A 14,108-nucleotide genomic window follows, 5' to 3' on the forward strand; every position below is an offset into this window, starting at 1 on the left:
AAACGACTGGCCAATGGGGAGCAGTAAAATTTTGAATATATATTAGTTTAGGAGGGCAAAATGTTTAAAAAAATTAGTTCATTAGTACTTTTACTTTGCATATTAATGAGTTCCTTCACGGGAATAAATTCTGTGTTCGCATACGACAATCCGTCTGATTTTAAAGTTAACTTTACGGAGATAAATACTAATCAAAAAGATACTTTTCCTGTTACAAGGCAAACAATTGCAGAAGCATTAGATAAAGCAACGGACAAACTCATTGAAAAGTTTGATGACTCCGGCTTCAACTATCAGAAACACTGGATGGCAATAGCCATTAATGGGCTTGGCAAAAAAGTTCCCGTCTCTTATTTGAATGATATTAATGGAGGAGACCTGCCGGCAGCAAATTCAGGACAATATGGAAAGTATATTCTTGGAATTCTTGCAGCAGGCGGAGACCCCACAAATATCAACGGAAAAAACCTTCTGGCAGAATTGTGTAATTTGAGAGATATGAAAAATGTTAATACCGAGGGAGGCATTTATACTACACCTTTCGGGCTTTTGGCTTTGGATGCGGTTAACTATGAAATTCCGGCCGACGCAGGTTTTACAAGAGATGATATTATTAATAAGCTTATTACACTGGCAAATCCCACAGGGGGAGAAGATGGAGTTGGTTTTGTTTTAACTGCATTGGGAAAATACTATAACGTGAACCCTGAAGTTAAAACAGCCGTAGACAAGGTTGTTACAGCATGGGCAGAAAGACAAGGCGAGGATGGAGGCTTTGGGGCCGGAGCCTGGTCTGCGGAGAATAATGTAAATACGGCTGCGCAGGTATTGATGGGGTTGTGTTTTAACGGAAAAGACCCCCAATCAGAACAATTTACCAAGGCAAAGGGAAATCTTATAAGCTTTATTTTGAGCCTGCAAAATGAGGATGGTACTTTTAACTGGCAAAAAAGTAATGCAGGAAGCCTTTCAATGGCTACAGAACAGGCTACCTATGCATTGGATGAATATCTAAGACAGCTGAATGGCGAGAAAAGCATATATGATTTTACAGAAAAAGTTCTTGAACCCATTGATATTACAGCACCGGAGATATCAACCGATTTGTCGGATAAATCTGTTAATGCATCTGTACTGACCTTTACGGCAGGTGCAAGCGATACGGTTGACGGGCCCGTTGTGCCTGTTGTCAAGCTTGGCAACAATGAGGTTGAAGGAATAAACGGAACCTACAAGGTTGACTTAAACGAGGGCTTAAATACAATAACCGTTAGTGCGTCAGATTCATCAGAGAATAAAAGTGAGAAGAGTTTTGCAATAGTTTATAATCCAAAAACACAGGAAATTCCGGACGGAGATAAGCCTAAAGTTGAAATCCCTTCAGATAATGATGATTATAAAGTTAACATAACCTCGGAGGACGGTAGCAGGGAAATTACTGTAGAAATCCCTGATAGCAAGTCCTCAAAGGTTTTGGCTGATTTACCTTTAAACAGCAGCCTGCCTGAAATAGTTGCAGTCAAGGGAAATGTTACGGCTTTGTTTCCAAAAGGAATAAAGGTAACCTCCGGAAATACATCACAAATTGAGCTGATAACATCAAAAGATACTGCCAATAATGATATAAAGAATAAAGTTAATGATATTATCCCGTCAGGGAAGAAGCTTGATTCAATCCTTCAGGCTTTTACAATGGGAGATAGTGCAGGAATAGAATTTGACGGTTATGTTGCTTTGACCTTCAAAGGAATGCAGGGGAAGGAAGCTGCATATATTCAAAGCGGAAAAATTCACCCTATTCAAAAATATGAAAGTGATTCCGCAGGATTGGCCGGAGATAAAAGTGAGTATGCCTATGACAGCGGAAGTGATTTGATTGTAAAAACAAAGCACTTTACTGACTATATTGCTTACTCGGCAAGTGCTGTTAAAGCTCCGGATAATGGTGAAACAAAGAAATATATAACATTGTCAGTGGACAAGCTTACCATTAATAAGGGTAATGTCATTTCACCTGTACAAGTGGAACTTCAATCAGGAGACACGGCATGGACATTATTAAAAAGAGAATTAGATAAACGGAACATAAGCTGTAAATACAGATGGACGGAAGCATATGGAAGCGTGTATATACAGTCAATAGACGGTGACGGAGAATTTGACCACGGCAGCGGCAGTGGGTGGATGTACAATGTTAATGGATGGTATCCTGATTATGGTGCAACTAAATATGTCCTTAAAGCAGGAGATACGCTTCAATGGAGATATACTACAAATTTAGGTGCAGATTTGGGAGAGGACTTAGGCAAGTGGGAAAATCCGGGAGGAACAACAACTTCAGGAGAAAAGACCACTGATACTTCCCAAAAGGATAAAACACAAAATAAAGAAGCAGAAGAAAAAACAAAAACCGATAACATTGATTTGAATAAAATCTATAAGGACGCAGATTCTGTCTCTTCATGGGCATATAAAGCAGTCGGATTTGCTGCACAGAAAGGTTTTGCAGGAGGAAATAAGGGCAATTTTAACCCTAAGGCTAACATTACAAGAGCTGAATTTACAAAGATAATGGTTTCTGTTCTTGGACTGGATATTAAGGCTAAAAATGTAATCAAGTTCAATGATGTCAATGAGGAAAATTGGTTTTATCCGTATGTTAATGCCGCATATAAAGCCGGAATTGTTTCGGGAAGCGGTAATAAATTTAACCCAAATGAAAAAATTACCCGGGAGCAAATGGCAGCAATCATTATCAAAGCATTAGGAGTTAAGCCAATCAAGCCGACTACTGCGATAAAAGATATTAATGAAGTAACTGCCTGCTTTAAAGAGGACGTTGAAACAGTTACAGCACTTGGATTATTGGTGGGAGATAAGGGACAATTTAATCCAAAAGGGTTAGCAACAAGAGAAATGGCAGCAGTAGTTGCCTTGAAGGTATATGAGTATAGAAATGGTGAATACAGCCAGAAAGCAGAAGTAAAGAAGTATATTGAAGAAACCGGGGCTTTGATGCAAAAAACAGTTTCAAACCCTGCTGTCGGCAGTATAGGGGGCGAGTGGACAGTTTTGTCCCTTGCCCGTTCGGGTATCAAGGTACCTGACAGCTACTATGCTAAGTATTACTCAAATGTAGAAAAGAAGCTTAAAGAAACATCCGGAAAGCTGCACAATACAAAATACACTGAATATGACAGGGTGATTCTGGCACTGGGCTCAATCGGAAAGGATGTTACCAAGGTTTACGGCTATGACCTGACAAAACCTCTGGCTGACTTCAATACCCTATTAAAGCAAGGGCTGAATGGGCCTGTTTGGGCATTAATTGCTCTTGACAGTAAGGGTTATCAAATACCTGTTGACAAGGAGGTTGCAGTACAAACTACCAGAGAGAAACTGGTTGAATACATATTATCAAAGGAAATCAAAGGTGGCGGCTGGTCATTGACTTCAGAGGCTCCTGCTGATACAGATATTACGGCTATGGCTCTGCAAGCACTTTCCGGATACCGTGATAATGAGAAGGTTGCGGCGGCTGTCCAAAGAGCACTTAGTTTCCTGTCAGCTGCACAGCAAAAGGATGGCAGCTATATAAGCACATGGAGTAATGAGGCAAGCAGTGAAAGTCTTTCTCAAGTTATAGTAGCTCTTACTTCACTGAACATAGACCCCAAAAAGGACAAAAGGTTTATAAAAAACGGTAATGACACGCTGACTGCTTTACTGGCATTCTATGCAGAGGGTGGAGGCTTCAAACATACTTTAAAAGGAGAACTTGACCCCATGGCTACTGACCAGGGAATGTATGCACTTGTTGCCTATGAGCGTTTTTCTAACGGTCAAAAGTCCCTTTACGACATGGTTGATGTAAAAAAGTAATTTTGAATAACCGGGGAGTTGTTGCAAATGAAAAATAAACGTTGGTTATTAGCTATACTGATACTTAGCATTTTAACAGTTGCGTTTTTTTGTAACGGAAACTATCAGAAAAGTACCACAAAAATTAATGAAGACAGCATTGAAACTCAGGCTGTAGCTGATAAAACTGTTTGTACCCAGAGTACGGAAATACGTCAAAATGATAAAAAAACACAAATTGAAACTGAAAAAAAACCAGAAGAAGTTATAAATAGAAAGGAAGCTGCTTCTTCTAAAAAGTTGAACACTGATGCTGCCACAAAATCAGTAGAGAATAAGACTGACAAATCAGTTTCGGATACTAAAAGCAAAAAGGACAAATACCTTACTGACCCGGTACCCAAGGGAAAACCTAAGCCAGTTGAATGGCAGTCTGCCAGAATTAATAAGGAGAAGAACTTAACCTGTACTTTATCTGTAACCTGCAAAACAATATTGGAAAATATGGATAAATTCAACAAAGATAAGCTTGAGGTACTTCCGTCGGACGGTACTATTTATAAAACCCGAAAAGTAATCTTCCATGAGGGGGAATCGGTGTTTGATGTACTGCTGAGAGAAATGAAAAATAACAAAATCCATATGGAATTTGAGATGACACCCATATACAACAGCAATTACATTGAGGGTATACATAATTTATATGAATTTGACTGCGGAGAGCTGAGCGGTTGGATGTACAAGGTTAATGGCTGGTTTCCAAACTATGGTTGCAGCAGGTATTTGCTAAAGGATGGAGATGTAATTGAATGGATTTATACCTGTGATTTGGGCCGAGACATAGGAGGAGGAATGAACGTGGGAGGTATAAAGCAATGAAGGATGCATTTTCAACCTTTCATCCCATTGTTAATTTTGCATATTTCACTGGGGTAATTCTTTTCGGCATGTTTTTTTTGCATCCCATACTGCTTGGAATTGCCATGATAAGTGCCTTTACATATTCGGTAATGCTAAACGGTAAAAGAACCATAAGGATAAACTTATTCTACATGATACCTATGATGCTGTTAATGTCGTTATTAAATCCTGCATTTAATCATGAGGGAAAGACAATACTTTTTTATCTGAAAAATGGTAATCCAATTACACTTGAATCCATACTTTATGGAATAGCAGCAGCCTGCATGTTCGTTACGGTAATATTATGGTTTTCATGTTATAACGCAGTGATGACCTCGGACAAATTTATTTATTTATTCGGCAGAATCATACCGTCATTATCATTGATTTTATCAATGGTTCTCAGGTTTGTGCCCCGATATGCGGCACAGATAAAAGTAATATCAAAGGCTCAAAAATGCATTGGAAGGGATGTTTCACAGGGAAATATCCTCAGAAGAGCAAAAAATGGAATACACATAGTATCTATTATGACTACCTGGGCATTGGAAAATGCTATAGAAACTGCGGATTCTATGAGGTCACGAGGATACGGACTGCCAAACCGCACCAGCTTTTCACTCTTTTGCTTCGATAATCGTGATAAAGCAGTGCTTACGGTTATCATGGGATTAGTAACTATTGTGCTGGCAGGAAGTGCAGCAGGAGAAAACACAATGCGCTTTTTCCCTTCAATAAAGGCGGCAAAGGTTTCCTTTTCAGCTATTATTGTCTATTGTGCTTATTTAATATTATGTATACTGCCTGCTTTCATAAATATTATGGAGGGTGTCAAATGGAGACATATAGAATCAAAAATTTGAGCTTTACATATCCTCAAAAGGATAAAGCTGCTCTTTCAAATATTGACCTAAGTATTGACAGTGGAGAGCTTATAACCATATGCGGTAAGTCCGGCTGCGGAAAAACCACCCTGCTGAGGCATCTAAAAACTGTCTTAACGCCCCATGGTATGCGAAAAGGGGAAATTCATTTTAACGGTAGGCCAATTGAAGCAATCGACCAGCGTATTCAGGCCACTCAGATAGGATATGTACTCCAAAATCCTGACAATCAAATTGTGACTGACAAGGTATGGCATGAGCTTGCTTTTGGGCTTGAAAGTCTGGGCTGTGACAATAAAACAATTCGTTTGCGTGTAGCTGAAATGGCAAACTTTTTTGGAATACAGACTTGGTTTCATAAAAATGTTACAGAGCTTTCAGGAGGGCAGAAACAGCTGCTGAATCTTGCAGCAATTATGGCTATGCAGCCGTTAGTGCTAATTCTTGATGAGCCTACATCTCAGCTAGACCCAATTGCAGCAATGGATTTTATAGAAACGGTGAAAAAAATAAATCGGGAATTAGGCACGACAGTTATTATGACAGAGCATCGGCTGGAGGAGATTATTCCTATGTCCGACAGGATTGTGGTAATGGACGAGGGGCGTATTATTACAGATGGTTCACCGCAAAGTGTGGGAGAAAAACTAAGCAAGATGGAGCATCCCATGTTTTTTGCTATGACTTCACCAATGCAGATTTATGCGGAGGTAAAAAATAATATGGCCTGTCCGGTGACAGTAAGGGAGGGGCGCAAATGGCTTGATGCCGTCACAGGAGACAGAGTTGTTGAAAACTTGCATCACAGTGTTCCTGACATCAAGGTCTCCGGTGATATGGCAATTGAAATGAAGGATGTATGGTTCAGATATGAAAAAAACGCTCAGGACATTATCAAAGGTCTGTCATTGGAAGTTAAACAAGGACAGTTTTTTTGTATAGTTGGAGGCAACGGTTCGGGAAAAACTACTGCATTATCTCTTATCAGCGGAATGTATAAACCCCATAGAGGAAAAATACTCATAGGCGGAAAAAATCTTGCAAAAATGAATACGGAGGAAAGGTATAAAAACAATTTGGGAGTTCTGCCTCAAAGTCCCCAGTCACTATTTGTAAAAAAAACAGTTGAACTGGATTTATATGAAATGTTGTCTGACGAAAATAAAGTAAACAAAATTATTGAACTTACCCAACTTGAGGAGCTTCGCAAAATGCATCCTTATGACCTTAGCGGAGGGGAGCAGCAGAGAGCAGCTCTTGCAAAAATACTCCTTCTTGAGCCTAAAATATTGCTGCTTGATGAGCCTACAAAAGGTCTTGACGGATGTTTTAAGGACACTTTTGCGGAGCTGTTAAAAAAACTGACTGTACAAGGTGTAACAGTTGTTATGGTGTCTCATGATATTGAGTTTTGTGCCAGATATGCAGATACCTGTGCAATGTTTTTTGATGGAAGTATAATAACGTCAAATACCGCAAAAAAATTTTTTGCGGGAAACAGCTTTTATACTACTGCGGCGAATCGTATGGCACGGCATATATGCAGTGATGCAGTAACAGTAGAGGATGTGATTAAGCTATGCCAGAGCATAAGCCGACAGACAAGCGCATGAGCCGCCGCACATTATTGGCAGCAATACTTATTCTATTTATAATTCCGGGAACCATTCTGTTTGGAGTGTTTTTCCTCAATGACAGAAAGTATTACTTTATCAGTCTCTTAATAATAATGTATACAATGCTGCCTTTTGTTATGGTATTTGAAAACAGGAAGCCTCAAGCACGGGAACTGATTATTATTGCTGTGTTGGCTGCCATTGCTGTTGCAGGACGTGCCGCTTTTTTTATGCTGCCTCAGTTTAAACCCGTAGTTGCAGTTGTAATAATTGCGGGGGTGTGCTTTGGCGGGGAAGCAGGTTTTCTTGTGGGTGCGGTTGCAGGATTTGTATCTAACTTCTTTTTTGGTCAGGGGCCTTGGACGCCATGGCAAATGTTTTGTTTCGGGATTATTGGATTTGTGGCAGGTATTCTGTATAAAAAGGGCATTCTAAAAAAAACAAGGCTCTCTTTATGCATTTTTGGAGGGTTGGCAACCTTTATTATTTATGGAGGTATTATTAATATAGGCTCACTGTTAATGTTTACATCTCAATTTTCATGGAAGGCCTTATTTGCCACTTATATTTCGGGCTTTTGGTTTGATATTGTACATGCAATTGCTACAGCTTTTTTCTTGTACATTATTTCTCAGACTATGATTGAAAAATTGGACAGAATCAAAATCAAGTATGGGCTTATTGAGGACGTGAATTGAAAAAGTTTTTTAAACGCAGTTGACTTTTGTGTAAAAATAATGTAATATACCCAAAAGACATGCTATGAAAGCATGAAATTAGGCAAGTAGCCTTTGTGAAAAATATATACACTGTGATTCTATGTGTGTTATATTTTTGTTAGTTGTAAGTTAGCTTAAACCAGAGTAAATAGTGCCAAGAAGGTATGAATTTATGCAGAAGCATATTCATAATTTCTTGGTTTTTTTGTGCTGAAAAAAAGAATTAGGAGGAAAATTATGATTAATGAAGAACAATTTTGGGAACAATGCGCAAAATTTCACGGGCATGTATGTGGAGGATTAACAATAGGTTATAAGGCTGCACTTTATGCAATAAAGTTACTTGAATTAACGTTCTCAGAAGATGAAAATGTAGTATGTATTTCTGAAAATGATGCATGCGGAGTTGATGCTATTCAGGTTATACTTGGATGCAGTGTGGGTAAAGGTAATTTATTATTCCATATGAGAGGAAAACAAGCTTTTTCTTTTATAGACAGAAGCAGCGGCAAATCGGTTCGCTTGGTTTTAAAGGACAGACCCAAAGGTATGACAAGAGAAGAATCCTTTGATTATATGCAAGGAAAATTGCCGGAAGAGCTGTTTGACATTACTGATGTAAAAGTCCAGATACCGGAACGGGCAAGAATTTTTCATTCTATTAATTGCGAATGCTGCGGAGAAGCAACTTCTGAAAATATGATTAGGGTACAAGAGGGAAAACATTTGTGTCTGGATTGCTGTTCAAATTATAACAGATTTGATTTATAGGTTAGTTAAATAACATAAGTTATGAGGGGTAAAATGAAAACAAAATTTAATAATTTTATAGTATTGACAATGTTTGTGATAATTATAGTTACATCTTTTGCAGGATGCGGAAATAGTGGGTTGAAGGAAGCCGAGAAATCTCATGTAAAAACTCGAATTGTAGTTGATGCTTTAAAAAGAAAAGTAGAAATACCGGAAAAAGTAGATCGAGTTGTACCTTTGGCGAATGCACTCAGAATGATGTGCTATGCACAGGCGCAGGAACTTGTTGTTGGAGTTGAAAAAGGTGAAAAAGAAAAGACTTTGGTAAAGGCCTATAACTGGGTGAATTATGATGTATGGAAGGGTCTGCCGGTGGTTGGTGAAGGAGGAAGCGGCGGCTACACTCCTTATGTTGAAGAAATTTTAAAAGTAAATCCTGATGTTATAATATGTGCTTATGCAAAGGAGGATGCAGAAAAACTTCAGGAGAAAACAGGTATCCCTGTAGTTGCTATCAATTCAGGAAATCTATTTGAAGATGATTACGATGAGTCCTTAAGAATTATCGGAGAGGTATGTCATAAGGAAGACCGCTGCAAAGAAGTAATTAAATATATACAGACAATTCAGGATGATTTGAACAACAGGACGAAAGATATAAAGGATGAAGACAAGCCATCTGTATATTCCGGTGCAGTATCTTTCAAGGGAGGACATGGCATTGAAGGTACATATCAGAACTTCCCGCCGTTTATGGCCATTAATGCTAAAAACGTATTCAAAGCCAAGGGCAAATCTTCAAAAGGTGTTGTTATTGACCCTGAATTAGTTCTGGAAATGAACCCTGATATTATTTTTCTTGATCCCAATAACTTAAAGCTTGTAAACGAAGATTACAAAAACAATACAAAGTTTTATAAATCATTAAAAGCCGTACAGAATGGTAAAGTATATACAATGCTTGGCTATAATTGGTATTACACAAATGTAGAAATTGCTTTGGCTGATTGCTATTACGCAGCATCGGTTGTTTATCCGAAACAATTCTCTGATGTTGATCCAGTTAACAAAGCTAAAGAAATCTTTTCATTTATGTTAGGCTCTTCTGATTATTATAAACAGCTGGATAAAGAAGGCTTTGGGTTTGGAAAAATAACCATTGGAGAATAGGTCATGCGAAAATTGTTAAATACACAATCAACCTATGAAGCTGTCTCAAGGAAAAAGATAGTCTTTATTATAGCTCTTTTTGTTTTTATGCTTGCTATAGCCTTGATTGCGATAAGTGCAGGTTCTTCCGGGATTTCATTTATTGATGTAATAAAAACATTGTTAGGAATGGGAACAAAAAAATCAGAAATAGTAGTATTTGATATAAGGCTTCCACGTATTTATACAGCAATGCTGGTAGGAGGGATTCTTGCAATGGCAGGAGCTGTTATGCAAAGTATTTTACGCAATCAGCTCGCATCAGCTTCCACACTGGGTGTGTCACAGGGTGCTGCATTTGGAGCCACCGTGGCAATTATTGTATTTGGAGCAGGCACACAGAATTCTACTGCTGCTGCTAATGCAGTATCCATAAACAATCCATATATAGTTACAATGTGTGCTTTTATAGGAGGCTCAATTTCAGCAGGTGCAGTGCTGTTATTATCCAGAATTAAGAGAATCGGGCCTGAAGCATTGGTTTTATCAGGTGTGGCACTTAGTGCAATGTTTTCAGGAGGAACAACTCTCCTGCAATATTTTGCTGATGATGTTCAGGTGGCAGCAGTAGTTTTTTGGACGTTTGGAGATTTAGGCAGAACTAATCTCAGAGAGATTATTATACTTCTTTTTGTTTTTGTAATAGTGTTTGTTTATTTTATGTTTAACCGTTGGAACTATAATGCATTGAACAGTGGGCATCATACAGCGAAAAGTTTGGGGGTAAATGTTGAATTTGTAATTCTATGCAGTATGATTATTGCATCTCTTGCATCTGCGGCAGCAGTTGCGTTAGTGGGAATTATCAGTTTTATAGGTCTGGTTGCACCACATCTGCTTAGAATATTTATCGGAAATGACTACCGCTATTTGCTTCCGGCTTCAGCTGTGGCAGGTGCAGTACTTCTGCTGTTGGCGGATACGCTTGCAAGAGTTATTGTTTCACCGGTTATTTTGCCTATTGGAGCGATTACGAGCTTTATTGGCGGACCGATGTTTTTATATCTGCTCTTTAAGGGAGAATCAAAGCATGATTAAAATTAAGAATATATCCTTTGCTTACGACTCTAAAATAATTATAGATGAAATTTCCTTTGATATTGAGGATAATCAGTTTATTGCAATTTTAGGGAACAACGGTGCTGGGAAAAGTACATTGCTGAAATGCCTGAATGGAATATATCATGCCAAAGGCGGTGCAGTATATGTATCGGGCGAAGAAACATTATCAATGAATAGAAAAGATGCTGCAAAGAGGATTGCATATGTGGCTCAGAAAAATGAGGGCTCAAGAGTTACAGTTTTTGATACCGTGCTTCTGGGCAGAAAACCTTATATCAAATGGGATGCCACAAGGAATGATATTGATATTGTAAAGAATATTATCCGGCAAATGGAGCTTGAGTATATAGAACTGAGGTATATTGATGAAATAAGCGGCGGGGAATTACAAAAAGTTATGCTTGCCAGAGCGTTAGCGCAACAGCCAAAGTTTCTTTTATTGGATGAGCCTACAAGTAGTTTGGATCCAAGAAATCAATATGAAGTATTGCGTATTATCCGCAGAATTGCAAAAGAGTGGGGAATAGCCGTAGCCATTGTTATACATGACTTGAATCTGGCACTTCGTTATTGTGACAAATATCTGTTTCTTAAGGATGGGAATATTTTTTCATACGGCGGATTTGAGACTATGACACCTGAATGTCTTGAGGCAGTATATAAAATGCCGGTTGCAATTCAAGATTATCACGGGATTAAAGTAGTAATCCCAATTCCCGAAGATAAATTTGAAGGAGGCGAAGCAGTTTGAAGTTAGAGGAAATAAGAGAAAAATGGGTTATAAAAAATAATAATTCTGAAGCTGCAATGGCTATGTGGGATTCACAGGCGGAGGCAGAGTGTTATAATCAAATCCCATCATTTGAAAATAATCATTTTCTTAAATACATGGAAAGAAAAGGAATGCTAAAGCCATCTTGTGATGTTCTTGATATCGGATGTGGTGCAGGAGCTTATTCTATTGCAATTGCTGATCGTGTAAGAACTGTAACCGGAGTTGATATTTCATCTAAAATGATTGAACATGGTAAAAAGAAGGCATTAGAACTAAGGCTTGATAATATTAATCTATTTCAGGCGGACTGGAATCAGTTCTCTCTGGAGGATAACAGATATGACGCACATTTTGATTTAGTATTTGCACATATGACTCCGGCAGTATCAGATTCAGTGGCATTAGAGAAGATGAATGCAGCCAGTAAACGCTATTGTATTCTGTGTAAACCCACAAGGCGCAATGATCCTGTATACTTTGAAGTTGAGAGGTTGTTGGGAATTAAACGCACGAGTTCGGCGTTGGACGAGACGATAATCAATACATTTTCAATGCTTTGGCAGTTAGGATATTCACCGGAATTGACATACGAAAATCAAGTGTGGGATATAAATAGAACATACGAGGAAGCTTGTCAGTTCTATATAAATCGGGTAAAGCAAATAAAATTATTGGATAATAACGATATAGCAAAAGCCAAGGATTACTTAAAATGTATTGAAAAAAACGGCAGGATATCAGAGTGTATAAATACATTAATAACAACAATCTTTTGGGAAAAATAATTCTTTTCATTTGAATAAATTACTAAAATATTCGTATGGGCGTGCAACCTTTAAAGCAGTTAACCCATACAAATATCTTATATTACTTTTATGCTAAAGCAACGAACTTATAAAGGCTTTTGCTTTTTCAAGGGCCTTTTCTTCAGTTTCTCGTGCAGGGCCTCCAACCAGCTTTCTGCCGGAAACACATTTTTCCAGACTTATCTCAGTGTATACGTCCTCCTGAATTTTATCTGAAAAGCTTTTGAATTCATCCATTGACATATCATCAATAGCCTTGTTATTTTCAATACAATAAAGAACCATCTTTCCGATTATTTCATGGGCACTTCTAAAAGGTATACCCTTTTTTACAAGATAGTCTGCAATGTCTGTTGCATTTGTAAAACCACCCTGAGCAGCCTTGTACATATTAGCCTTGCGAACTTTCATGGTGTCAATCATATTTGAAAAAACAGGCAGACACATTTTTACGGTATCCACAGCATCAAATATTGCCTCTTTGTCCTCCTGCATATCCTTGTTGTATGCCAGAGGCAGGGATTTCATTACAGTGAGCAAAGTCATGAGACTTCCGTAAACTCTGCCTGTCTTACCCCTTGCAAGCTCCGCAACATCCGGGTTTTTCTTCTGGGGCATAATACTAGACCCTGTACTGTAGGCGTCATCCAGTTCAACAAAACTGAATTCATGTGAGGACCAGAGGATAATTTCTTCGCTTAATCTGCTGAGATGCATCATAAGTATTGATAAACCGGAAGCAAGTTCAATAGCAAAGTCTCTGTCGCTGACACCGTCAAGACTGTTTTGAGTAACATCGTCAAAGCCCAATTCCTGAGCAACCATGTACCTGTCCAGAGGGTAAGTAGTTCCTGCAAGAGCACCCGAGCCAAGAGGGAGTATGTTCAATCTGGAATAGCAGTCACAAAGTCTTTGGTAATCCCTTTTGAACATCTCGAAATAAGCCATCATATGATGAGCCAGTGTAATTGGCTGGGCTCTTTGCAGATGAGTGTAACCCGGCATAATAGTGTCAAGATTTGCTTCCGAAATCTTGACAAGAGTACCTAGAAAAACCGCAACCATTTCTTTTATTGCAGTTATTTCGTCTCTCAGATACATACGGATATCCAAAGCAACCTGATCATTTCTGCTTCTTCCTGTGTGGAGCTTCTTTCCTGTGTCTCCGATTCTTGATATGAGAATTTTTTCAATATTCATATGAATATCTTCAGCATCAATCTCAAAATCAATTTTTCCGGCTTCTATATCAATTAAAATATCTTTAAGAGTACTTTGAATCAGACTGCTTTCATCAGCAGAAATAATTCCGCATTTTCCAAGCATATTTGCGTGGGCGATGCTGCCCAGAATATCGTGCCTGTACATTCTGCTGTCAAAGCGTATGGAAGAGTTAAAATCATCCACCAGTTTGTCTGTTCCTTTTGCAAATCTACCGCCCCAAAGTTTCATAATTATACACCTCAATTAAAGTAGGATTAAAAATCTAAAATATTAAACAAGGGCATACCTGCATAATC

The 14,108-nt window shown here is 38.4% G+C and carries 11 protein-coding genes; 10 read left to right on the plus strand and 1 reads right to left on the minus strand.

Annotated features, from left to right (window positions below):
* The first annotated feature begins 60 nt into the window (after positions 1–60).
* The 10 genes from P0092_RS06035 (at position 61) to P0092_RS06080 (ending at position 12,567) form a co-directional block, all read left to right on the plus strand.
* Positions 61–3,882, plus strand: a complete 3,822-nt coding sequence (locus P0092_RS06035; protein ID WP_004617136.1) for an S-layer homology domain-containing protein — start codon at positions 61–63, stop codon at positions 3,880–3,882.
* A 27-nt stretch (positions 3,883–3,909) separates the two neighbouring features.
* Positions 3,910–4,740 carry a DUF4430 domain-containing protein gene (locus P0092_RS06040; protein WP_004617141.1) on the plus strand — a complete coding sequence of 277 codons (831 nt, stop codon included), beginning with the start codon at positions 3,910–3,912 and terminating at the stop codon, positions 4,738–4,740.
* A complete protein-coding gene (locus P0092_RS06045; RefSeq protein WP_004617143.1) occupies positions 4,737–5,627 on the plus strand; it encodes an energy-coupling factor transporter transmembrane component T in 891 nt (296 codons plus the stop codon). The genes P0092_RS06040 and P0092_RS06045 overlap by 4 nt, the downstream gene beginning before the upstream one ends.
* Complete coding sequence (locus tag P0092_RS06050) at positions 5,600–7,261, plus strand: ABC transporter ATP-binding protein (protein ID WP_004617145.1); 1,662 nt, start codon at positions 5,600–5,602, stop codon at positions 7,259–7,261. The genes P0092_RS06045 and P0092_RS06050 overlap by 28 nt, the downstream gene beginning before the upstream one ends.
* Complete coding sequence (locus tag P0092_RS06055) at positions 7,228–7,962, plus strand: ECF transporter S component (protein WP_004617148.1); 735 nt, start codon at positions 7,228–7,230, stop codon at positions 7,960–7,962. The genes P0092_RS06050 and P0092_RS06055 overlap by 34 nt, the downstream gene beginning before the upstream one ends.
* A 258-nt stretch (positions 7,963–8,220) precedes the next feature.
* Complete coding sequence (locus P0092_RS06060; RefSeq protein WP_004617149.1) at positions 8,221–8,754, plus strand: FmdE family protein; 534 nt, start codon at positions 8,221–8,223, stop codon at positions 8,752–8,754.
* Positions 8,755–8,787: 33 nt separating this feature from the next.
* The gene (locus P0092_RS06065) at positions 8,788–9,906 is read left to right on the plus strand and encodes an iron ABC transporter substrate-binding protein (protein WP_004617150.1); all 1,119 of its coding nucleotides are present in this window, start codon (positions 8,788–8,790) and stop codon (positions 9,904–9,906) included.
* A 3-nt stretch (positions 9,907–9,909) separates the two neighbouring features.
* Entirely contained in the window at positions 9,910–10,983 is a 1,074-nt protein-coding gene (locus tag P0092_RS06070) for a FecCD family ABC transporter permease (protein ID WP_004617151.1), read from the plus strand.
* Positions 10,976–11,758 (plus strand): ABC transporter ATP-binding protein, encoded by a 783-nt coding sequence (locus P0092_RS06075; protein ID WP_004617152.1) that lies wholly within the window; start codon positions 10,976–10,978, stop codon positions 11,756–11,758. The genes P0092_RS06070 and P0092_RS06075 overlap by 8 nt, the downstream gene beginning before the upstream one ends.
* Positions 11,755–12,567 (plus strand): class I SAM-dependent methyltransferase, encoded by an 813-nt coding sequence (locus P0092_RS06080; RefSeq protein ID WP_004617153.1) that lies wholly within the window; start codon positions 11,755–11,757, stop codon positions 12,565–12,567. The genes P0092_RS06075 and P0092_RS06080 overlap by 4 nt, the downstream gene beginning before the upstream one ends.
* A gap of 93 nt (positions 12,568–12,660) precedes the next feature.
* Here P0092_RS06080 and argH read toward each other — a convergent pair whose 3' ends face one another.
* A complete protein-coding gene (argH, locus tag P0092_RS06085; protein WP_004617154.1) occupies positions 12,661–14,040 on the minus strand; it encodes an argininosuccinate lyase in 1,380 nt (459 codons plus the stop codon).
* Positions 14,041–14,108 lie beyond the last annotated feature (68 nt).

Source organism: Ruminiclostridium papyrosolvens DSM 2782, from assembly GCF_029318685.1.
GTDB classification, from domain to species: Bacteria; Bacillota; Clostridia; order Acetivibrionales; family DSM-1351; genus Ruminiclostridium; species Ruminiclostridium papyrosolvens.

Excerpts from the sequence above, each read along its gene's own strand:
- P0092_RS06050 (WP_004617145.1), top strand. The coding sequence starts at position 5,600 with ATGGAGACATATAGAATCAAAAATTTGAGCTTTACATATCCTCAAAAG.
- P0092_RS06040 (WP_004617141.1), top strand. The coding sequence starts at position 3,910 with ATGAAAAATAAACGTTGGTTATTAGCTATACTGATACTTAGCATTTTA.
- P0092_RS06065 (WP_004617150.1), top strand. The coding sequence starts at position 8,788 with ATGAAAACAAAATTTAATAATTTTATAGTATTGACAATGTTTGTGATA.
- argH (WP_004617154.1), bottom strand. The coding sequence starts at position 14,040 with ATGAAACTTTGGGGCGGTAGATTTGCAAAAGGAACAGACAAACTGGTG.
- P0092_RS06075 (WP_004617152.1), top strand. The coding sequence starts at position 10,976 with ATGATTAAAATTAAGAATATATCCTTTGCTTACGACTCTAAAATAATT.
- P0092_RS06070 (WP_004617151.1), top strand. The coding sequence starts at position 9,910 with ATGCGAAAATTGTTAAATACACAATCAACCTATGAAGCTGTCTCAAGG.
- P0092_RS06055 (WP_004617148.1), top strand. The coding sequence starts at position 7,228 with ATGCCAGAGCATAAGCCGACAGACAAGCGCATGAGCCGCCGCACATTA.
- P0092_RS06035 (WP_004617136.1), top strand. The coding sequence starts at position 61 with ATGTTTAAAAAAATTAGTTCATTAGTACTTTTACTTTGCATATTAATG.
- P0092_RS06060 (WP_004617149.1), top strand. The coding sequence starts at position 8,221 with ATGATTAATGAAGAACAATTTTGGGAACAATGCGCAAAATTTCACGGG.
- P0092_RS06045 (WP_004617143.1), top strand. The coding sequence starts at position 4,737 with ATGAAGGATGCATTTTCAACCTTTCATCCCATTGTTAATTTTGCATAT.